Source organism: Ruminiclostridium cellobioparum DSM 1351 = ATCC 15832, assembly GCF_000621505.1.
GTDB classification, from domain to species: domain Bacteria; phylum Bacillota; class Clostridia; order Acetivibrionales; family DSM-1351; genus Ruminiclostridium; species Ruminiclostridium cellobioparum.
Map to the genome: position 1 here is coordinate 279,913 of NZ_JHYD01000003.1, position 22,102 is coordinate 302,014.

A 22,102-nucleotide genomic window follows, 5' to 3' on the forward strand; every position below is an offset into this window, starting at 1 on the left:
GGAATCATCTCACCGAACTGATTACCCGCGCTGAGTCGGCGTATGAAAACATTGATAAATTCCTGCCGATTATACAGAAGTATACTGATATCAATGAACTCAATACGCACATTCTAAATGAACTGATACAGAAAATTGTTGTATATGAAAAGACGGACAATCCTGACGGCAGCAAAAGCCAGCGGGTGGATATCCATTATAAATTCATCGGGTATGTGGAGATGAAAGAGATGTTTGGGCTGCCGATGGTCATGGCAATGGCGAAGGATGTTGAAATTGATGATGTGCTGATAGTAGAAGCCAGAGGAGTGGCGAAAGAGCTTGCGGGATAGAATCCGGATTGTGAATAGAGGAATATCTTGGTATAATTTATCTGAATAGAGGAACTTTTTTGGAACGGGCAAACCCCTCGAATTCGAGGGGTTTAAATATTGAATTTTTGTTTTGTTGAGGATTATTATATATTGAACGTACGTTCGATACATGGTATGATTTTACTAGAGATAACGGAAGGGGATAATGAATTGGAACATGAAGATAAAATTATTTTATATACTACAAACAGCGGTAAAGTGACCGTTTCAGTTCGCTTTGAGGATGATAACTTTTGGATGACGCAAAAAGCGATTGCGGATCTGTTTGAAATAGAGCGGAGTGTTATAACAAAGCATCTTTCCAATATCTATGAGGAAGAAGAATTAGACAAGAATTCAACTTGTGCAAAATTTGCACAAGTTCAAATTGAAGGTAGCCGTGAGGTTTCAAGATTAGTAGACTTCTATAACCTTGACGCAATTATCGCTGTTGGGTATCGTGTCAATTCAAAGAAAGCCACAAGATTCCGCCAGTGGGCGACAAAAACTCTACATGAATATATTCAAAAAGGCTTTATTTTGAATGATGAACTACTTAAAAATGGTCACCCTTTTGGCAAGGATTACTTCGATGAATTGCTGGAACGTATCCGTGAGATTCGAGCCAGTGAACGGAGAGCTTATCAGAAGATTGCTGACGTTTTCGAACAATGTAGCTTCGATTATGATAAAAACAGCAGCCTAACGCGGGAGTTCTATGCCTTTGTTCAGAACAAACTACACTATGCCATAACAGGTAAAACCGCAGCAGAATTGATTGCCGAGAGAGTTGAGCCTGAGCATCCGTCAATGGGACTGACCACTTGGAAGGCGGCGCCGGGTGGAAAAATCATTAAGCAAGATGTGGTTATTGCAAAGAATTATTTAAATGAAAAAGAACTTTCACGTATGAACCGAATCGTAACAATGTTCATTGACTATGCAGAGTTAATGGCAGAAGATGAAATCCCGATGAGTATGGCAGACTGGCTTCGAGAAACAGATAATTTCTTGCAGAATAACCGCCGAAGAGTCCTTGAAGGGAAAGGTAAAGTGTCACATGAGGATGCCGTAAAAAAGGCTGAGGAAATTTATGAACAATTCCGAGTACGACAGGACAAAGAATATATTTCGCAGTTTGATAAAGAGATGTCCAAATATCTGAAAGGTGAATCAGATAAGAACGAGTAAGTTTTGTGAAAGGAGGGGCGCCAAATGAAATCATCGAACGCATCGGCATCTGCTTTTGGCTGGGATTTTCAGAGCAATGCGGCAATTATGCTGATGCTTAAGAATATGGAAAGGGCCTCCAAAGTCAAAGTTGAAGGGCAGACCGAAGATGTTGAAATAACACTTGCTGACGGGAAAATGCTGATGTCGCAGGTGAAGGCGGTCGCAACGCCTGACGATACCAGTCACGTCAAAGAGAAATTAGAGGCAGGGTTACGAACCCTTAATAACGCCGCAAAACTGTCTAATGTCGAACAGCTTGTTTTCGTCACAAACTCGCCTAACCCGTTTAACGACCCAAGAACGATGTTCAAATTCAGCAGCCCTCTTAATACGGTGCCTTTCGCGGAACTGCCTGCCGCCTGTCAGCAAACCATAACCGACATCTGCTCGTCGAAAGGTTATGATTTTGATACAGCGAAGCTCACGGTTTGCGTTATGCAGTTCCATGGCGAAAATGATGATGAGCGATATAAAGTTCTTACCTCTCTGACCACTGAGTTTCTGAATAACCTTGGGGTGCATAAAATATCGACAGACACTTTGCTCACCCTATGGCAGCATTCCTTTGCCGTTAACGCGACCCAATTATCCACATTGATTTCAAAAAAGCGGATGGTATGGCCGGTTATCGCAATCCTTTGTGAGGTGGGAGAAGATGATGCCGAACTCGAGGATTATGACAATAGTGATGTCGCCGAGATACTCCAGAAATACAGAGGTGTTATCAACAACAACAGCGAGCGTTTCGAATTTGTGTCTCGCATCCTGAGTGATTATTCAGATTATAATCCAGAGATGAAGTCAAAGGAACGAACCCAGAAATTCATCGAGGAAAGCTGGCAGAATTACAAAGACAGTTTCGACCTAAAGAGTGCGGACACAGCAACCGAAGAGGTGATTATTCGCCTCACGATAGCCAATGTTCTGAGAAGCCGCAAGGTTATTACGGAAATTAAAGGCAAGGTGAAATTATGAGAATAGTTTCATTGCAGGTTAACGCCAGACAACTAACCCTTTTGAGCGATGACCAAAAGGTGTTCTCGTTTGGGGAAAATGTAAACATTATTTTCAGCACAAAAAACAGCGTCGGCAAGACAACGCTGCTTCGGCTGATGATGTACGCTTTGGGTTATCCCATACCAAACACTCGCGGGATTCGCTTTTCCGACTATGAAACCGTCCTGACGGTCGTTGGAGCAAATAACGCCACTTTTGTGCTGACGAGAAATAGGGATTACATTGAGGTTCTACAAGACGGGGTTGAAAAGGGCTATTCGCTTCCTGTTGAGCAGAATGAATTGCACTCGTTAGTATTCGGTATTTCCAATCTCGAAGTAGTCGATAACCTGCTCGGAGCTTTTTATGTTGATCAAGAAAAAGGCTGGACATTGTTAAACCGTGGCAAAGCGATAGGAAACATTCACTTTTCAATTGAGTCTTTGCTTCGTGGTCTATCAAATCGGACAAACGATGAGCTGGCACAACGACTTGCCGTCGTCAAACGCGAGATACAGAAATATAAGCATATGGTTGATGTGGCGGCTTATAAAGCCGAAATCAATCAGCTTGGAGAAACCGCCTTTATCGATTCTCCGGCAGACGATATTGAAAACACGCTGGAAGTCTTGTATTGCGAGCGGAAACCAATCGAGGAAGAGCTATCTCGCATTAAAAGCGTAATCCGCAAGAATACGAGCTTTGAGAAGTTCATCACCTCTTTTAGGCTTAGGGTTAAAGCCCCGAACGGTGACGAGGTGCCGGTCAACAAAGAGACGTTAATCGGTTATGAAGATAATGCTGATTTGCTTGTGGCAAAACAGAAAATATATTTTGAGCAGCTTTCCGCCATCGATAGAAAAATAACCGCTCTAAAAGCACAGCAAGATCAAGGGGTTACCTTGGTCAATGTGACAACAAGCCTACAACAGTTTGATTCTGAAATCACCAGAATCAATGTCGATGCCGTAGCAACCCGAAAGATAATTGATAAACTTGAAAAAGAAAGACGGTCATTAGAAGAAAGGGTAATAAAGAGTGTTAAGCAGGATAATCCGCTCATTGGAGAACTGCACGAACTGATTTCCTCGTATGCAGTGCGGCTCGGGTTAGACGATAAATTTATAAGCGCAAGAAACGACTACATTTTTACCAATGACTTAAAGTCGTTGTCAGGAGCGATATTTCACAAGGTTGTCTTCTCTTTCAAGATTTCGTATGTTAAGCTGATTCAACAGCACACGGGTGTTTGCTTGCCTATAATTTTGGACTCGCCAAGCGGACGCGAAGTGAGCATGGAGAACATCAATGAAATGATGGCTATCCTTGCCGAGAATTTTACAGACCATCAAATCATTATTGCCTCCATATATAATAGTTACTCTTTTCCTAACAAAAACATCATAGAGTTGAAAGACAGGCTTTTATCCTTCTAAAAATAGTATAAAAGTGCAGGTGCCGTCTGCACAATTGAAATTTCAATCGTATTGCTGACCTCAACAAAATGATAATTGTACTACCTTACGAACAACCGGCTGGTTGCAGCAGTTCATGAATAATTTGCATAAGTCCAAGCCAAAGTATTGGTCGGTTATATATGGTAACCGGCTGAATAGCTCTTCTGGGTGATATTTAAGATTGTGAAAAAAGGCAAATTTTGTTATAATTACAAGTATTTACAGCGAGAAAACTTATGTTGTAATAAGTCTGTTTATAAAAATGCAGCTGGAGGAAAAATATGCTTCCGACATTGGAAACAAATCGTCTTATTCTTCTTCCGTGGAAAGTAGAATATGCAAAATATATGCTTGCTTTTGCATCAAATGAGCGTATTATAAATTCTGCGGGTGGTTGGAACTTGATTGACAGCGAAAAAAAGGCAAAAAATAAAATAGACAGCTTTATTCGAAGAGAGGCCGACGAGTGGGCAATTGCATTAAAAGTAGTTACATTTCCACAAATAATCGGTTCTATTGGCATGAGCAAAGTTGCATTTAAAAATTTAGACTTATGCTTTGACTTTGGGTATTTGCTTGCAGAGGAATACTGGGGTCAGGGAATCGCCGCAGAAGCGGTATAGAAGATAATGCAGTAGCTTTTATAGGCTTAAAATGCGACGTTATGACTGTTTCACATAAGGTTTTTAACCAGCGTTCCAAAAGAGTTATAGAGAAATGCAAATTCAAATTCTTCGGCATATATCCGAAACATAGCCAGGATAACCCTAATGCAAAGGCATGTTACTATCTGACTCGAGAAGACTTTATTGAATTATTTAATATATCGGAAATGAGTTTTGAGTGTATCAATGCCGACGGAATAGACAAGTACAGTAGGAAACCAACGCCAAGAAGCGGTAATTCACAAAAGCAAACCAGGCAGGTCAAGGGAAGTCCTTACAGTCTTGAGAATCCCATAAGAAAAATTAACGAAATAAAATATATAAAAGAACCTACAGGTTATTTATGCGGGCAGTCCTGTATAGCTATGCTGGCTGACGTACCTGTGGACGAAATCATAAAAGTAATCGGAACAGACAAGGGAACAAATAAACAGGACTTAAAAAAAGCTTCACTAAAAGATAATGCGCATGATTTACTGAAATTAACTAATATGAGAAAAATATTTATATAAATCTATTGAAATGCTGTTTCATTGATGATACAATATCAGCAGTTAGCAATGGCTAACTGAATTGGAATAACCGTAAAATTGCTTAACAATGGTAAAACAAGTAATAGAAGTAATTAACTCAAGGTGTTATTTTTTTTGGACATAATGAAACGGTGTTTTAGTGACAGACTATGGAAAAAGCGGTTGATGATAATAAAAATGAACCGAGGTGTTTTATGAAGAGCCGATACTTTGCTGCTTCCTGTCAGCAGCCAAAAAGAAATAAAATTTTTATATTTCCATATGCGGGTGGGGGCGCTTCTGCTTTTAAAAATTGGCAGGATGAATTTGACGACACTGAAATTTTGGCAGCCCAATATCCGGGAAGAGAGAACCGGATAAAAGAGGAGCCTGTTGACAATCTGGATTTGCTGGTAAAAGAAGTTTTCAATGATATAAAACCTTTAATCAATGACGGTATTCCGTATTTTTTATTCGGCCATAGCCTGGGAACAAAGGTTGCATATGAATTAGCATTACTTATCCAAAAAAGTAATTTGCCCTATCAGCCAAAAGGAGTCATTATATCGGCCGGTAAAGCACCCTGCTTCAAAGAGAAAAATCCTATACATGAGTTAGACACTGCTAACTTCATCAGGGAAATAAGCAGATTTTCAGGAACGCCAAAAGAGATATTGGGAACAAGGTCATTAATGGACGTATTTATGCCTATGTTAAGAGCCGATTTCAAAATGGATGAAACCTATCAAAGGGAAACGGCGGAAAAAATAAATTGTCCCGTATTGGCGTTAATGGGAACAGTTGATCCGGAATTAACACTGGAAGAACTCTTGACCTGGAGGGAATATACAAATAAGGAATTCATTTATAAAAGTGTGGAAGGTGCACATATGTTTATAAATACATACAGGGCAATGGCAATAGATGCAATAAGGGATTTTATAAATGGACAGAGCTGTAACAATACATAGAGGTGCAGTAAAAGAGAGTGTTTCAAGTATACGGGGACGGGATTGTACCGTCAGATACGGGAGGATAAGTCCATGAATATGCAGACAAAAAACAAACTGGAACAATTCTACAGGGAAAATGTCTGGGAACCCGTTGCATTGGGTCAGGCGCTGTCTTTGTGGAGTCAGCGGTACCGGGACAATACAGCTGTCACCGAAAGCGGAAGGCAGCTGACCTATGGACAGCTGGAAAATGAGTCTGGAAGGATCGCAGAGGGTTTTCGGTGTTATGGTTTTAAAAAGGGGGATAAAGTTGTTTTGCAAATTCCCAATTCCATTGAGTTCATTGTGATAATTTTTGCTCTTTTCAAAGCAGGTATTATTCCGGTTATGGCACTGCCTGCTCAAAGAAAAACGGAAATCAAAGGGATAATGGAAAAGTCAGGTGCCAGGGGTTATATCATTAAAGACAGGTATCTGGGTTTTGATTATAAGGAAATGGCGAGGGAAATGGTTAATGAACCGGGGATAGATTTGAAAATAATAGTGATAGGACATAATGACGAATTTACATCATTAAAGGAACTGAAAGCAGACAGAGAATTATCCGAAACTGTGGCTGTGGATCATGCAGAGGTGGGTTTATTCCTGCTTTCGGGAGGGACGACCGGAGTACCGAAGCTCATTCCTCGCAGGCATACCGACTATATATATGTGGCAAAACAAACAGCAGAGAGGTGCAACCTGTCTCAAAACTCCGTATATCTGGCAGCACTTCCTCTGGCGCATAATTTTCCGTTGGGTTGTCCGGGGCTGATGGGAACCTTAAGTGCCGGCGGAAGTATAGTCATATGCAATGTTACAAGCCCCGATGAAATAATTCCTTTAATTGAGGAAGAAAGAGTTACAATCACGGGACTTGTGCCTGCAATGGCTAGTATGTGCATTGAATTTCTGGAACTGGGCGAGGAGTATGATTTGTCGTCTCTGGAGGTGATCCAGGTGGGTGGATCAGTACTTGACCCGTACCTGGCTGAAAAGGTGGAGAAAACCTTCAATTGCAAGTTGCAGCAGATATTCGGAGTAGCCGAAGGACTCATATGCTGTACAGGTTTAAACGATAGTGATTACACCAGATACCATACACAGGGAAAGCCCATATCCCAATATGATGATGTCTTAATTGTGGATGAAAATGGGGAAGAAGTACCCGACGGAGAATATGGAGAACTGATAGTAAGAGGCCCCTATACAATTTATGGTTATTACAATCTCGAAGAAGTTAATAAGCTTTGCATATCTGAGGAGTGCTATTTTAAAACCGGGGATAAGGCGAGAAGGTTAAAAGACGGCAATTATCAGGTGGCCGGAAGATTGACCGAAATGATTAACAGGGCGGGGGAAAAGATAACACCGTCGGAAATAGAAGAATTGCTTTTGAAAAATGAGCTCATAGAAGAGATTCAGGTAGTGGGCATAAAAGATAAACTGCTGGGAGAGAGAATTTGCGCATTTATATTGGATGATACAGAAAGAATGACCTTGAAGGATATCAGAAACTATTTGATTGACAGGGATGTGGCTGCCTTCAAACTGCCGGATCAGATGGTTTATGTGAACAGCTGGCCCCTTACGGGAGTTGGGAAAATAGATAGAAATAAATTGAGAGAACTAGCAGGCGGCAACCCATGAATTTAGGTGTTGCAGGCCGCTAAGGGAGAAAAAGGTAAAGGAGAGGCTTTTGGATATGGAAAATAATAATTTAAAAACGGAAGTTGTTGATTTTATACATAAAAAAGTTCTGGAAATGCTGTCTCTTTCTGAGCTTGATGAAAACAGGAATTTAATAGAGGCAGGTTTAAGTTCCATCATGATAATGCAGGTTTCAAATAATCTCAGAAAATATGGTCTGAGAATACCGTTTTCAGGCTTGATTGAAAAGCCTACTCTCGGTGAATGGACTGAATTGATACATGCCTCTGACATAAGGCAAGGTAATAAAAGCCAGGGAATTGTAAAGGTAAATAAAAACAGTGAATTTGATTTGACCGATGTGCAATATGCATATTTTGTGGGAAGAGAAGACGAACAGCCTCTGGGGGGAGTGGGCTGTCATGCATATCTGGAGATAGACGGAGAAAATGTTGACTGCCGGAAACTGAAAGCGGCCTGGAATACCATTCAGAATTATCATCCAATGTTAAGAGCAAGATTTTTGGCAGCAGGAAAACAAATTATCATGCCTTCACCGTATTCCGGAGATATCGGGATATTCAATTTAAGCAGCCTGTCTCAGGCCGCTGCCCAAAAAGAGCTCATTGCTCTCAGAAGTGTATTGTCACACCGGAAATTAAAAGTTGAAGCGGGAGAAGTTGCGGGGATTTCCCTGGCACTTTTGCCTGAGGGAAAAACAAGGATTTTTCTTGATGTGGATCTGCTTGTGGCCGATGTAGCCAGCCTTAGCATCATTATTCGTGATCTTGCCCAGGCATATGAGGGAAAAGAATTCATTCCAAAAGTCCAATATACCTTTCAGGACTATATGGAAAACAGGAAGAAGGACATAAATGAAAAGGAACTTAACGAGGATAAAAAGTTCTGGGAAAAGAAAATGTCCCAATGGTTGGTTGAAATACCCAATATTCCTCTGGCAAAAAAGCCTGAGCTTGTGTCAAAAACAAGATTCAGCAGAAGGAAGAGTGTTATAGACAGGGAAACCTGGAGTGAAATCAAACGGATATCGGCCAAACATAAATCCACCCCGTCAATGTTTTTACTTACCTGCTATGCATTAATCCTGGAACGATGGTGCAACCAGGATTCTCTTCTGATTAATATACCTTTATTTGACCGCAATACCGAAAATGAGGAAATAAGGAGTATGGTTGCCGACTTTACAAATCTCCTTTTGGTGGAGTTTAAAAGAAAGGCCGGTGAAGCCTTTCTGGACACTATGAATAGAATCAGGGATACATTTTTGGAGAATGTGGCTCACTGCGGTTATTCGGGAGTAAATGTGCAAAGGGATATGTTCAAGGCAATGGGCAGTACGGGATTTGTAGCTCCTCTGGTTTTTGCCTGCAATATAGACACTCCTCTTGAAACGGATTTATCCAGTAAGGTTTTTGGGGATATAAGCTATATGGTATCCCAAACACCGCAGGTATGGCTTGATTTTCAAACCTATATCAAAGGCGGCTCACTTATTTTGTGCTGGGATGCGGTGGATGAATTATATCCCGACGGTTTGCTGGATGATATGTTCAATGCGCTTGTGGGGCTTATAAATACATTGTCCGGAAATGATAACTGGAATACTGTTTTTGACGTACTGCCGGGAAAACAGATTGAACAAAGTAAAGCCGAACTTGATAAAATCCTTCCTCTGAAATATCCCGGCAAATTGCTGACAACTGATTTTCTGGTAAATGCTGAAAAGAAACCTGAAAGTGTTGCTGTTATTGATGGAATTACACAAAAAGAAATCACTTACGGTGAATTATATCATAGAGCTATGGCTATTGCCGATCTGTTGGTAAAAGGAGGGATTAAACCTGGCGATTATGTTGGAATAACACTTCCGCGAGGATGTGAACAGATATATGCATTGCTTGGAATATTGTTTTCGGGCGGGGTTTATGTTCCCATTGGAGTGAACCAGCCTGAAGACAGGAGAAAGAAAATATATGAACAAATAGGAATAGATTATATTGTTACAAATACTGAAACATTACATAACTGCCAATTGGCCGGTGAAGAAATCCGGACAATAAACATGGATGAGGCTGAAGAAAAAATATCCTTGAAGAAACCGGTTCCGGTTTCGCCCAAAGAAAGTGCCTATGTAATAATGACATCCGGAAGTACCGGTGTACCAAAGGGTGTTGAAATCTGCCATGAAAGTGCTGTAAATACAATAGATGACATCAACCGGAAATACGGAATAACCCAGGAAGATAGGGTTCTCATGGTTTCTGCAATTGATTTTGATTTGTCGGTATATGATGTGTTTGGAATGCTTTCAGCCGGCGGCAGCCTGGTTATATTGGATGAAGCCGGTTACAGGGACCCTGCCTTGTGGCTTGCTCTTATAGACAAATATAACATAAGCATCTGGAATTCGGTTCCTGTGCTTTTTGACATGCTGGTTACCATGGCCGAGGCGAAAGAAAGAAAAATTGATATAAGAGTTGCAATGCTTTCAGGAGATTGGATAGCACTTGATCTGCCCTCAAGATTTTACAACAGAAGTGAAAATTCCATTGTTGCTGCTATGGGAGGAGCTACCGAAGCGTCTATCTGGTCAAATTATTTGATTGTACCCAGGGAAATTCCTGAAAACTGGGTATCCATTCCTTATGGAAAAGCACTTGAAAATCAGGTGTATAGAGTAATGGACGATTTTGGGCGCATATGCCCCCATTATGTACAGGGAGAGTTATGGATAGGCGGTGCGGGAGTTGCCAAAGGCTACAGGGGGGATAAAGAACTGACCGATAGGAAATTCATGACAGACTCCATCAAATGGTATAAAACCGGTGATACCGGAAGGATATGGAAGGATGGCACCATCGAATTTTTGGGAAGAAAGGACAATCAGGTCAAGATAAAGGGTTATAGGATAGAACTTGGAGAAATCGAATGTGCTCTGGAAAAAAATCCGTCTGTTTCAGATTCTATGGTGTGTGTTATAGAAGAGCAGGGAGGCAGGCAGTTATCAGCATATATCGTTTTAAAAGAAAAAAACGGGCTGGGACCGGAGGAATTAAAAAGTGCTCTGGAAAAATATCTGCCGGGCCATATGATACCTGAAAAATATTATTTTTCCGATAAAATGCCGTTGCTGGAGAACGGGAAACCTGATAAGAAGGAAATTCACAGGATTTTGAAGGAACAAAAGGATTCGAATATTTTTGTTCCGCCTCAAAATCCATTGGAGGTTGAAATCGGGAAAATATGGGGAGAGGTTTTAAATAGAGAGAAACTGTCAAGATTTGATAATTTTTTCAAGCTGGGAGGAGACAGTTTAAAGGCAGTTGCAATAGTAACCAGGACCGAAGCCATAGTGAATGTTCCTTTTAATATTTCGGTAAGAATATTGTTTAAGGCTCCTACTATACAAGCTTTTGCATTGGAAATTGATAAATTGAACAATAATTTTGAAGTAGAAGTGATTTAAATTCTTTTACAAGGAGATGAAATATGGATATTAAAAATTTAATAGAGGAATTGCGGGAGAAAGAAATCGTTATCTGGAGCGAAGACGGAGCAATAAAGTTCAAAGCTCCAAAAGGTGCAGTAACTGAAGAGACCAGAAGCCTTTTAAAAAATAATAAGACAGAACTTTTAAAATATCTGGATGAAAAAAATAATGTTCCATTTACAGATAATGCTGCGGCAAGGTTTGAAAAATTCCCGCTGACCGATATTCAGAATTCTTACGTTGTCGGCAGAAATAACATGTATGAACTAGGCGGAGTGGCCTGCCACGGATATCTGGAAGTGGTGTTTGATGAAATTCTGGATGTTGATAAGCTTGAAACCGCATGGAATAAAGTGATCCAAAAACATGACATGCTCCGTGCGGTAATATATGAGGCAGGCTGGCAAATTGTGCAGGAAACAGTTCCTCATATAAAAATTTCTTCCATAGATTTACGTGAAAAGTCTGAACACCGCAGCCTGGAGAAGGAAAAGCTGAGGACATATCTTGCAAATAAGCAGTATAAACTGGGAGAATGGCCCATGTGTGACGTAGCTGTCAGTGTGGAGGAAAATAGAAGTGTTATTCACTTCTCACTGGATATGCTCATTGCAGATTTTCTAAGTATGAACATCATTTTAAACGATCTGGAGGAGTTTTACAGAAAGCCTGAATTGCCCATAGTGCCTTCAACTTTATACAGGGATATTATAACGTACCAGAATAATATCAAGCTTTCCGATAATAAGGAACGGCAGAATGCCGGGGCCTACTGGGACAATAAACTGCCGGAGATGGGAGAAGCGCCCGAGCTTCCGGTACTTAAAAAAATAAATTTAAAAGGGCATGAATTTTTTCAGAAAAAAATTTTTTTGGATGGAGAAATTTGGAGGAGGTTTTGCAATGTAGCAAAGGAAAGCAGTATTACTCCATCGGTGCTTGTGATGTCTGCACTGGCCGAGGTGGTGTCACTCTGGTCTTCAAATCACAAGTTTTGCATAAACACCACATTTTTTAACAGACCTCCGGTTGTTGAGGATATCAATAAAGTAGTCGGGGATTTCACCGATGTAAATGTTCTATCGGTTAATCTTGACTTAAAAAAGCCTTTCATTGAAAGAGTCAAAACAATACAGGAAGACCTTTGGGCCGATTTGGAGCACAATGCTCTCTCGGGTGTGGAAGTGTTAAGAAGACTGACAAGGGAAAGAAAAAAGAATATAATCATTCCGGTTGTTTTTACAAGTACCGTAGGTATTGCAAATGATGATGATGCCACAGTCAGAAGGACTATTGAATATAAAATAAGCCAGACGCCCCAGGTATACATTGATTGTCAGGTATCGGACGAAAACGGAGGTGCAAAAATAAATTGGGATGTAAGAGAGGGAGTTTTTGAAGAGCATATGATAGATGATATGTTCGAGAGTTTTTCCGCTTTAATAACCTCGATTTACTGTGATACAGAAAAGGTATTTTCCGGGGCCTATCCGGTGGTTTTGCCTCAAAGCACGGTAAATGTGAGAAAGAGTATCAATGACACCCGGAAGTATTTTGCCCCTCAAATGATGGAGGAGGGCTTCCTGAATTCACTCGGGACTTTTCCAAACAAAACGGCTCTAATAACTGATGACGGTGAATTTACATACAGGGCATTATCCAGATATGTATATAGTGCAGCGGAGGTTTTAAAAGCCAAAGCTGTTGAACCGGGAGATAAAATAGGTATAAATATTGATAAAAATGAATGGCAGGTAGCAGCCGTAATTGCTGCCTTGCTGATGAAAGCAACGTATGTACCCATTGATGTGAAACAGCCGGATGTAAGAAAGAAAAAAATCATAAATACAGCCGGAATCAAAGTGCTGCTCTCAGAAAGGGAAGAGCCTGAATTGCAGCAGGACTGTGACAATGTCAATGTGAGAGGCATTAAATTGTGCGACGGCGGTTTGGAGTGCTTTGAAACGGATAGGGAATACGACCGTCCGGCCTATATCATTTTTACATCGGGAACCACCGGCGAACCCAAAGGAGTAATAATCACCCATAGAGCTGCTATGAATACAATCTTTGATGTGAATGAACGGTACGGCATCGGTGAGGCAGATGTATTTTTAGGCCTGGCAAACCTGTCCTTTGACCTGTCGGTGTTTGACCTCTTCGGCTGTTTTCTGGTTGGGGGAACCCTGGTATTGCCCAATCCGGGAAATATAAAAGATCCCAAATATTTATACGACTTGATTTTGCTTCACAGGGTAAGCGTACTGAATACGGTGCCGGCACAAACCCAGATGATAGTAAATTATCTGGAGTCGGCAGACGGTATAAGAAAAAGCACATTTTTACATGTGGTCATATTGTCCGGGGATTGGATACCAGCCAATTTACCTCAAAGGATATACGGTCTGTTCCCGGAGACACTGGTGATCAGCAAGGGCGGCGCCACAGAAGCCTCTATCTGGTCCATATATTATGATATAAAAAAGAATGAGAGCTTTGATAAAAGCGTACCCTATGGCAGACCTATGGCCAATCAGAAATTCCATGTACTGAATGAACATTTGCAGCCCTGTCCCGATTATGTGGACGGTAATCTGTATATAGGCGGTGACGGACTGTCTGCGGGATACTTGAATGATGCTGTTCTGAATGCGGAAAAGTATCGCACACTGCCCGGAACAGGAGAAAGGATTTACAGGACGGGAGACAGGGGCTGTTATAGAAAAGACGGTATCATTATCTTCAAAGGCAGGGAAGCAGGGGATGAGCAGGTAAAAATACATGGTCACAGAATCGAACTGGCTGAAATCAGAGCGGCTTTGATGGAGTATCCGGCAGTGGATTCAGCGGTTACCCTGACAGTGGGAAACCCAACAGAGGAATTAAAAATCAATGCGGTAATATCACCTAAAAGGAAGAGCGGACACAGAGAAACGGCAAAAGATGAAGAAGAAATCCAACTGCTTGACTCAACAGGAAAATCCTATGCCGGAAGCATAGATGAGGATCTGTTGGAAACCTGGACCAGAAAGTCGGAGCTTGTGGTCATAAGTGATATTTATAATGTTTTCAGAAAATACGGAATATTTCAGGAACTGCATCAGCCATACCGGTTTGATGATATAACCCGGATAATGAATATTCCGGAGAAGCTCCACAAGTTAACAAAAAGATGGCTGAAGGTTTTGGTGGAAGAGGGAATTGTCAAAGAGCAGGACGATGCTTACATGCTGGTTGAAAACCGACATAATTTTGATTCAGAAGCCTTATGGGAGGATTTCTATAAAACAGAAGAAGCCTTTAATTACAGCAGGGAATTTCTTGACTATCTTAAGGAATCCAGTGATTTACTTCCCGAAATGATCAAGGGAAATGAAAATCCATTGAACCTGTTGTTCCCAAAGGGGGATGTAAAGCCTGCAATGGCAGCATACCATGACAATAAGATAAACAGGATGCACAATGGAATCGCAAATGAGGAGATACTGTATTTGTGCAAAAAATCCAATGTGGAAAATCCGGAAAAGGTATTCCGCATCCTTGAGGTCGGAGCAGGAGTAGGAGGAACTTCAATCGATCTGATACCGGCTCTGGATGGTTGTAATGTGGAATATCACTTTACCGATCTGTCTACGTTTTTTCTGAATAAGGCACAGGAGAACTTCGGAAAGTACGGCTGGGTAAAATACGGGATTTTCGATATAAACAAGGAGTTTGCACTGCAGGGGTATGATGCCTTTTCCTTTGATTTGATTCTGTGCGCAAATGTACTGCACAATTCAAAAGATGTGCACTATGTTATGGAAAACCTGCGGAACCTGCTGGTGGAAAACGGAAGCATGATAATTCTGGAGGAAACCCGGATGAGTTATATGCTTCTCACCTCCATGGAATTCAAGGATGGTTTGACCGGATTTTTAGATGAACGTATGGAAGAAGAAACTTTCTTTACAAGAGACCAGTGGGAAAACATCCTTGAGAAGCATAACGGAGGGATAGTTTACCAGTTTCCACAAAAGGACAGTAAACTGGATTTGTCCGGTCAGACAATTTATATTGCCAGGTTCGGAAGCGAATATGAGAAGCTGGAAAAGAACCAGGTCAGGAAGTATCTGCTGGAAACAATCTCTTCATACATGGTCCCGGGCAATATTGTCATATTGCCGTCATTGCCGCTGACTGAAAATAAGAAAGTGGATATGAAAAAAATAAGGGCATTTATTGAGAATAGTGAAAGTAATTCCTCGCCGGATGAAAAGGAAATGCCCGAAACAGATCTGGAAAAACGGATAGCCGAAATATGGCGCAGGGAGCTGAAAGCAGCGTCAATCGGCAGAGATGACAACTTCTATAACGTGGGCGGAGATTCTCTTTTAATAGCACAGGTGGTGGGAAAGACCGTAGAAGAAATAGAGGAAGCCAAAGATTGGGAATGGAGTGCCCTGTTGACTGAAATGATGCAGACACCCACAGTCAGGGAGCTTGCCTTAAAGATTCACAAGTTTCACAATGAGAAGGATAGTTTTGTTGATCCTTCCCTGATACAGATAAAAAACAGTAATTGCTCCAATAAGAATTCGGTGGCAAAGGTATTGTTCCATGCCGGAACCGGAACCTTATCGGCATATACGGCTTTACTTTCCCATATTGAAAAGCACAGCAGGGAAAATGAAAGCATACTGGGCTTCTCCTTCGGAAATGAGGCCGAATATGTTTCCATGGAAACACAGGACACTTTTAAGCTGCTGGGGAAAAAATACGGAAGGATTTTGAAACAGCTGGGCTATTCAAATTACATATTGATGGGGCACTGTGTAGGAGGCGTGATAGCGCTGGAAGCTGCCGAATATTTACGGGAATACGGGCTCAAGGTTTCAGATGTGACATTGATCAGTGCCACCATTCAGAAGAACAAGGATAATACTGCTTTCAGCGGGCTGACAGACAGGCTTTACGACAGGGCTTTGAAATCCAGCCTGGAGAATGAATTATTATTGGAAAGAACCTTTGCAAAGCTCATCAATGCCGACGAATATAAGGCCGGATATACCACAAGTGAAGAAACCATGGAGAAGTGTATAGATTACATAGTACGGGAAGGCAATGGTGAAGTGACCGCCGAAGCATTGTGCAATTTACGGGGGGAATTTGAGGGGGTTGCAGAGGAATTCCGCAGATTATCCTGTAAACCCATATCCGAAAGACTCAATAATCTCTATGCCACAATAGACAGGGCCGACTCGGATTTAATGGAACATGAACGTAAAATGCTAAATACGCTGTTTCACATATTTGCACAGAATTTCGGCTGTGTGGCAAGCCATCAGCCAAGACCCTATTACGGAAATGTAAGGATCTTTTCCTGTGAACAGCAGGGAGCAAGCTTCTACCGGGAATTTTTCGGAGAGGATTTAGACACCTGGAAGCCATACATAAAAGGAAATTTCAGGTATGATATAATTTCCGGCCAGCATTTTGACTGTATTATTGAACCTAACCTGCAAAAGAACATGGATAAGATTCTGGATTTTATATATCAGTGAAAAACGTCGGGGTGCAATTTAATGGAAGAAGTGAGCGAAATAGAACATCGTTGGAAAGAGAGTAGAACCAGATGAACAAGATCAGTTTCAGTAAAGTACTTTTAAGGAGGTTGCTGGGGCTTGCCGCAGTCATATTCGGTGTTATAACCTTGAGTTTTTGTTTACAGCTTTTTACCGGAACTGATCCGGCAGAAACCATTGTCCGCAAGCAGAGTGTTTTTGCCACTGAGGAACAGATACAGGCAGTCAGGAAGGAGTTGGGCCTGGATGCTCCTTTCGGAGAAAGATATGCCGGCTACCTGAAAGGTGTGCTTAAAGGAGACCTGGGTACGGCCATAACCAATAAAAAGCCTGTAATGGAAAATATACGGGGAGCACTTCCTGTAACATGTATGCTTATTATTCTGGCAATGTTTTGGGTTGGAGTATTTACAATATTAATAGCAGCCGTGTCAGTGATATTTAAAGGAGGCATTTTTGACAATGTGATGAGAATCATTTGCATCATAGGTATTTGTGTCCCCAGTTTCTGGCTTGCTTTAATATTACTGACCGCTTTTGCGGTTGAAATTCCCATATTTAAGGTTATTTTTGACGGGAGTTTGAAATCCCTGATTTTACCGTCCATATCCATGGCATTTCCGGTAATGTGCATATCTGTGAGAGTGTTAAGGGCATCGGTATTAAATGAACTGAAAAGTGATTATGTAGCTTATGCCAAAGCACGGGGCTTTACCAATTCCCAGATTGTTTATGGTGAAGTACTGAGAAATGCACTGCCTGCTGCAATAACCTTATTTGCACAATACTGTGCGGCACTTTTTGGTACTTCTGCCCTGGTAGAACGGGTATTTTCCATTCAGGGCCTGGGTTATTATCTTATGGAGTCCTGCGAAAGTATGGATATTTATGGTATATCAGGTGCCATCCTGGTTTGTGCCGTCCTGTTTGTACTGTTTAATGCGGCAGCAGATATTCTTTCCAGTATCATATGTCCTGCATACAGGAGGAAGTTGCTTTGAAGGCGCACATGGTCAATTAACCTCCTTTATTCGCCGCATTGCGATAAAGGATATAAATTTTCATCACTTTTTGTGCCTTGAGCACAGTGAAAGGAATGATAGTTAATATGAAAACAAAATTGCAAATAATTATTGGGTTGGCTTTGATAGCAGCATTCATTTTAATTGCTTTGCTGGCTCCTGTTTTAGCCCCAAATGATCCCAATGCCACCGACCTTTCCAGGAAAAATGCTGCCGCAACAAAAGAATTTCCTCTGGGCTGTGATCAAATGGGCAGATGTGAGCTCTCCAGAATAATATACGGCGCAGGATATTCCATGGGCCTGTCGGTGCCTGTACTGATTTTACTTGCGGCAGTTTCATTATTTGCGGGCTGCTATACAAGCTATAAAGGCGGAGTGATAGACGAAATTGCAAGATTGTTATGTGACATATTGATGGCATTCCCTTTAATTGTAATAGCAATGGCGCTTGTCACTTCAATAGACAATTCAGTCCTGTGCGTTTTGGCAGCTATCAGTATTTCAATGTCTGCATGGTTTATGAGAATGGTCCGCTCCTATGCAAAAACCGAGTGCGGAAAGGAATACATAGAGTCGTCAAGGATTGCGGGGGCATCGGAATTCCGGATAGTGGCAAGACATTTGGTGCCTAATGTTTTACCGCAGTTTATGGTCTATTTTACAACGGGAATTGCCTCGGCAATTATGGCGGTTTCGAGTTTTGCCTTTTTAGGCATCGGACTTATGGCAGGAACCCCCGAATGGGGAGCCATGCTTAATGAGGCCAGAAACAGTATTTACACAAATCCGGGTTTGATCATCTATCCGGGAATTTGCCTGGTTGTATGCTGTGCAGGCTTTAATCTTTTAGGAGAGGGCCTTAGAGATTTTATTGGGAGGGAGGATGAAGTAAATGTCGTTTAATGTCAAGAACTTAAAAATTTCCTTTGCATCCGGTCAAAAAGTAGCGGAGGACATTTCCTTCAAAATTGAAAAGGGGGAAATGCTGTCCATAGTGGGAAGCTCAGGGGCGGGAAAGACAACGGTGTGCAGAGCTATAATGGGGCTTTTGGGGGCTGATTTTAAAGCAGAGGGAAGTATCAGTTTCAATAATACAGAGCTTTTAAATATTCCTAAAAAAGATCTTCTTAAGATATATGGAAAGGAGATTTGCCTGATAATGCAAAATCCAATGACTGCATTCAATCCGTCCATACGTATTGGCAGGCAGATGGAAAAGACCTATCTGCAGCATAACGTAAAGCTGCCAAAAGCCGAAATATTCAGGAAGTGTGAAGAGGCACTGCAAAATTTAGGGCTTTCAGATACCAAAAGAATTCTGAAAAGTTATCCTTTTGCACTTTCGGGCGGAATGCTGCAGAGAGTCATGATAGCCACCGCTCTTATAAACAATCCTCAAATTCTGATTGCAGACGAGGCTACTACGGCAATTGATGCCTGCAATAGAATCGAACTGATGAAGGTGCTGAGAAATCTCTGCAAACAGGGAGTTTCCATTCTGTTTGTCACTCATGATTTGCATGCTGCTGCAAATTCAGACAAAATCCTTGTTATGGATAAAGGCAAGGTAATAGAGGCAGGGAGAACAGAGGATATTTTAAATACAAAAGAGCTTTTAAATGCGGCTGTATAGAAAGGAATAAATATAGATGATAGAACTTAAGGAACTGAGCTGTTCTTTTTCTGACAGTCTTTTTTCCAGGAATAAGTTTACAGCAGTATCTCCTCTCAGCATAAAATTCAGGAAAGGAGGGCGGTATGCAATCGTTGGAGAATCGGGATCGGGTAAGACCACACTTGCCAGGATGATTTCAGGGCTTCAAAAACCCAGCGGAGGAAATGTATTTGTTGGAGAAAAACCTGTTTACAGAAAAAATAAAAATTTAAAGGAACACTTTAAAAATGTTCAAATTATCCAGCAAAATTCTCTTTCTGCTTTAGACCCTAAAATGCTTGTGGGAAGGTCAATTGAAGAGCCTTTAATTTGCTTTTTCCGTATGGATAAAAACACAAGAAGGAAGAGATGTGAAGAACTCATGGGAATCTGCAATTTGCCTGCTGACTATTATTCAAGACTCCCCTGCGAACTTTCGGGAGGAGAGCAGAAAAGAGTTGCAATTGCAAGGGCCCTGGCTGTTCAGCCCCAATGCCTCATCTTTGATGAAGCAACCAATGGCTTTGACTTGCCGTTAAGGAAAAAGATCATTGAAGAAATTATCCAATTACAGGAGTCTATAGGTTTTACCCTGATATTTATTACCCATGATATAGATCTTGCTGTTGAGGTTGCTGATGAAATCCTTGTAATGAGAGATTCAAAACTGCTGGAAAAGGTAAAATTCTCAGGCGATATTTCGGTATTCCAAAACGAGTACAGTAAAATCCTGTTGAGAGCAAGCCGGCATAAACCTGTAAAGCTTTCGTACGAAAGAAATAATTAAAATTTGGTGAAATAGAAAGGAAAAAGACATGGAGGGTAAAATGAAAATCAAAAAAATTATTACATTATTAATAGCTGCAATTATGGTGTTCACATTGGGAGCATGCGGAAAAACTTCAAACAGCAATGCCGGGGAAAAAGAGGCAGATAGTGCTGCAAATAAGGATACGGCCCAGGCCATACATATAAATTTACCGGAAAGCTGGAATTTTGAATGCTTCTATACAATCATAACTCCTGCCAATTCCTCAAGCGGATATGGAATAACCTATTATTTGACAAGTTTTTATGACACGCTTGTACAATATGATAAAAACGGAGAGCTCACCGGTTTGCTGGCCGAAAAGTGGTCGGTAAGCGAGGATGGAAAGGTGTATACCTTCAATATCAGAAAGGGTGTCAAATTTTCCGACGGGTCTGATCTGACCGCCGAAGATGTGGCAAAATCCCTTAAGGCCTCTCCTGTAAATCTAGGACAGTATAACGGCTCCTACGGCAAACTTTCAACTATTATACAGGATGTGAAAGCAACTGACGATTACACTGTTGAACTGCGTTTAACGCAGCCCTATTACAGTACTTTGCGGGATTTGTGCCTGGCAAATCCCTTTGGCATTGTTTCGGGTGAACAGTTGAATGACGACTTGACCGTAAAAGACAGTTTTAAAACTGCAACCTATGGCACAGGTCCATATATGTACAAGGGAGATGGGGAGGGACAGACATACAATTTTGTGAAAAATCCTTTCTATTGGGGAGAAGCGCCCGATGTGGACAGTTTCTCAATCAAGGTGCTTGCCGATAATGACGCAAAAATTCTTGCTCTGAAAAATGGAGAAATTGATTTTATTTCTGGTATTTCCAAGATTTCTTCCGAGAGTTACGAAGAAATGAAAAATTCCGGAAGCTTTGGAGCAAAAGCAGACGACAATGCGACACAAACCTATTATATAGGATATAACCTAAGCGATACGGTTTTCGGGGATAAGACTGTCAGAGAAGCCATATCCATGGCAATAGACAAACAAAATATAGTGGATAACATATATGGAGGACTTTATGAAAAAGCAGATACCTTTTTTTCAAAAGCATTGCCATATTGTGATGTTGAACAGACCGTATACGATTTTGATTTAGACAAGGCAAAAGCGCTGCTGGATGAGGCAGGGTACAAAGATAATGACGGAGACGGCATCAGAGAAAAAAATGGAAGCAAAATGGCCGCAGATTTCTTGTATCAGACAGGCTCGGCATCTGATGACAACATGGTGGTTTATATTTGTGATCAATTAAAAAAGATAGGAATTCAACTGACACCGAAGTCCGCTCCCATGATGGACTGGTATGCCATGATAACAGGCGGTAAATATGGTTTGACAGTTTTTAAAACACAGGGAGGATATTATGACCCGTCCAATGTTATCAGCAATATAGACCCGGCAATGTCAATGGACCCTATAATGTCTCAAATCTCGGGTTTTTTGCCGGGCAAGGCACAACTGATCAGTGAAGTGAATTCTGCGACCGATGAAAAAAGAATTCAGGATATATATAATACAATATTAACCGTCATGGCTGACAATTGCCTGAATACTCCTATTTATTACACTCATCAGGTGGTTTTGTACAATGACAAAATTGCAGATTATGAATTTACACGGGACGCAAATTTCACAGCAATTCAGAATATAAAGAGGCGGTAGTA

14 protein-coding genes and 1 pseudogene are annotated in these 22,102 nt (G+C 41.2%); all 15 read left to right on the plus strand.

Annotation, left to right across the window (positions count from 1 at the left end):
• Nucleotides 1–20: 20 nt before the first annotated feature.
• Nucleotides 21–209, plus strand: a pseudogene (locus T344_RS31890) (DUF4368 domain-containing protein); the annotation flags it as partial.
• Nucleotides 210–488: 279 nt separating this feature from the next.
• Nucleotides 489–1,544 carry a RhuM family protein gene (locus T344_RS27640; protein WP_051571598.1) on the plus strand — a complete coding sequence of 352 codons (1,056 nt, stop codon included), beginning with the start codon at nucleotides 489–491 and terminating at the stop codon, nucleotides 1,542–1,544.
• A gap of 24 nt (nucleotides 1,545–1,568) precedes the next feature.
• Nucleotides 1,569–2,561, plus strand: a complete 993-nt coding sequence (locus T344_RS0105245; RefSeq protein WP_027627828.1) for a hypothetical protein — start codon at nucleotides 1,569–1,571, stop codon at nucleotides 2,559–2,561.
• On the plus strand, nucleotides 2,558–4,018 hold the full coding sequence (locus tag T344_RS0105250) for a hypothetical protein (RefSeq protein ID WP_051571591.1): 1,461 nt from the start codon (nucleotides 2,558–2,560) through the stop codon (nucleotides 4,016–4,018). The genes T344_RS0105245 and T344_RS0105250 overlap by 4 nt, the downstream gene beginning before the upstream one ends.
• A 302-nt stretch (nucleotides 4,019–4,320) precedes the next feature.
• Entirely contained in the window at nucleotides 4,321–4,662 is a 342-nt protein-coding gene (locus tag T344_RS0105255; protein WP_027627830.1) for a GNAT family N-acetyltransferase, read from the plus strand.
• A 41-nt stretch (nucleotides 4,663–4,703) separates the two neighbouring features.
• Nucleotides 4,704–5,216, plus strand: a complete 513-nt coding sequence (locus T344_RS0105260) for a GNAT family protein (RefSeq protein WP_027627831.1) — start codon at nucleotides 4,704–4,706, stop codon at nucleotides 5,214–5,216.
• Between the two features lie 215 nt (nucleotides 5,217–5,431).
• Nucleotides 5,432–6,187, plus strand: a complete 756-nt coding sequence (locus T344_RS0105265) for a thioesterase II family protein (protein ID WP_027627832.1) — start codon at nucleotides 5,432–5,434, stop codon at nucleotides 6,185–6,187.
• 72 nt (nucleotides 6,188–6,259) lie between these two features.
• Nucleotides 6,260–7,858: a (2,3-dihydroxybenzoyl)adenylate synthase gene (locus T344_RS0105270; protein ID WP_027627833.1), complete on the plus strand. Its 1,599-nt coding sequence runs from the start codon at nucleotides 6,260–6,262 to the stop codon at nucleotides 7,856–7,858.
• A 55-nt stretch (nucleotides 7,859–7,913) separates the two neighbouring features.
• Nucleotides 7,914–11,345 (plus strand): non-ribosomal peptide synthetase, encoded by a 3,432-nt coding sequence (locus tag T344_RS0105275; protein ID WP_027627834.1) that lies wholly within the window; start codon nucleotides 7,914–7,916, stop codon nucleotides 11,343–11,345.
• Between the two features lie 23 nt (nucleotides 11,346–11,368).
• Nucleotides 11,369–16,912: a non-ribosomal peptide synthetase gene (locus T344_RS0105280; protein ID WP_027627835.1), complete on the plus strand. Its 5,544-nt coding sequence runs from the start codon at nucleotides 11,369–11,371 to the stop codon at nucleotides 16,910–16,912.
• 71 nt (nucleotides 16,913–16,983) lie between these two features.
• Entirely contained in the window at nucleotides 16,984–17,934 is a 951-nt protein-coding gene (locus T344_RS0105285) for an ABC transporter permease (protein WP_027627836.1), read from the plus strand.
• Between the two features lie 107 nt (nucleotides 17,935–18,041).
• Entirely contained in the window at nucleotides 18,042–18,860 is an 819-nt protein-coding gene (locus T344_RS0105290) for an ABC transporter permease (RefSeq protein ID WP_027627837.1), read from the plus strand.
• Nucleotides 18,850–19,590 (plus strand): ABC transporter ATP-binding protein, encoded by a 741-nt coding sequence (locus T344_RS0105295; protein WP_027627838.1) that lies wholly within the window; start codon nucleotides 18,850–18,852, stop codon nucleotides 19,588–19,590. The genes T344_RS0105290 and T344_RS0105295 overlap by 11 nt, the downstream gene beginning before the upstream one ends.
• A gap of 16 nt (nucleotides 19,591–19,606) precedes the next feature.
• Nucleotides 19,607–20,398, plus strand: coding sequence for an ABC transporter ATP-binding protein (locus tag T344_RS0105300; protein WP_027627839.1), 792 nt, complete (start codon nucleotides 19,607–19,609; stop codon nucleotides 20,396–20,398).
• 40 nt (nucleotides 20,399–20,438) lie between these two features.
• On the plus strand, nucleotides 20,439–22,100 hold the full coding sequence (locus tag T344_RS0105305) for a nickel ABC transporter substrate-binding protein (RefSeq protein WP_027627840.1): 1,662 nt from the start codon (nucleotides 20,439–20,441) through the stop codon (nucleotides 22,098–22,100).
• The last annotated feature ends 2 nt before the right edge of the window (nucleotides 22,101–22,102 follow it).

Excerpts from the sequence above, each read along its gene's own strand:
- T344_RS27640 (WP_051571598.1), top strand. The coding sequence starts at position 489 with ATGATTTTACTAGAGATAACGGAAGGGGATAATGAATTGGAACATGAA.
- T344_RS0105245 (WP_027627828.1), top strand. The coding sequence starts at position 1,569 with ATGAAATCATCGAACGCATCGGCATCTGCTTTTGGCTGGGATTTTCAG.
- T344_RS0105250 (WP_051571591.1), top strand. The coding sequence starts at position 2,558 with ATGAGAATAGTTTCATTGCAGGTTAACGCCAGACAACTAACCCTTTTG.
- T344_RS0105255 (WP_027627830.1), top strand. The coding sequence starts at position 4,321 with ATGCTTCCGACATTGGAAACAAATCGTCTTATTCTTCTTCCGTGGAAA.
- T344_RS0105260 (WP_027627831.1), top strand. The coding sequence starts at position 4,704 with ATGACTGTTTCACATAAGGTTTTTAACCAGCGTTCCAAAAGAGTTATA.
- T344_RS0105265 (WP_027627832.1), top strand. The coding sequence starts at position 5,432 with ATGAAGAGCCGATACTTTGCTGCTTCCTGTCAGCAGCCAAAAAGAAAT.
- T344_RS0105270 (WP_027627833.1), top strand. The coding sequence starts at position 6,260 with ATGAATATGCAGACAAAAAACAAACTGGAACAATTCTACAGGGAAAAT.
- T344_RS0105275 (WP_027627834.1), top strand. The coding sequence starts at position 7,914 with ATGGAAAATAATAATTTAAAAACGGAAGTTGTTGATTTTATACATAAA.
- T344_RS0105280 (WP_027627835.1), top strand. The coding sequence starts at position 11,369 with ATGGATATTAAAAATTTAATAGAGGAATTGCGGGAGAAAGAAATCGTT.
- T344_RS0105285 (WP_027627836.1), top strand. The coding sequence starts at position 16,984 with ATGAACAAGATCAGTTTCAGTAAAGTACTTTTAAGGAGGTTGCTGGGG.
- T344_RS0105290 (WP_027627837.1), top strand. The coding sequence starts at position 18,042 with ATGAAAACAAAATTGCAAATAATTATTGGGTTGGCTTTGATAGCAGCA.
- T344_RS0105295 (WP_027627838.1), top strand. The coding sequence starts at position 18,850 with ATGTCGTTTAATGTCAAGAACTTAAAAATTTCCTTTGCATCCGGTCAA.
- T344_RS0105300 (WP_027627839.1), top strand. The coding sequence starts at position 19,607 with ATGATAGAACTTAAGGAACTGAGCTGTTCTTTTTCTGACAGTCTTTTT.
- T344_RS0105305 (WP_027627840.1), top strand. The coding sequence starts at position 20,439 with ATGAAAATCAAAAAAATTATTACATTATTAATAGCTGCAATTATGGTG.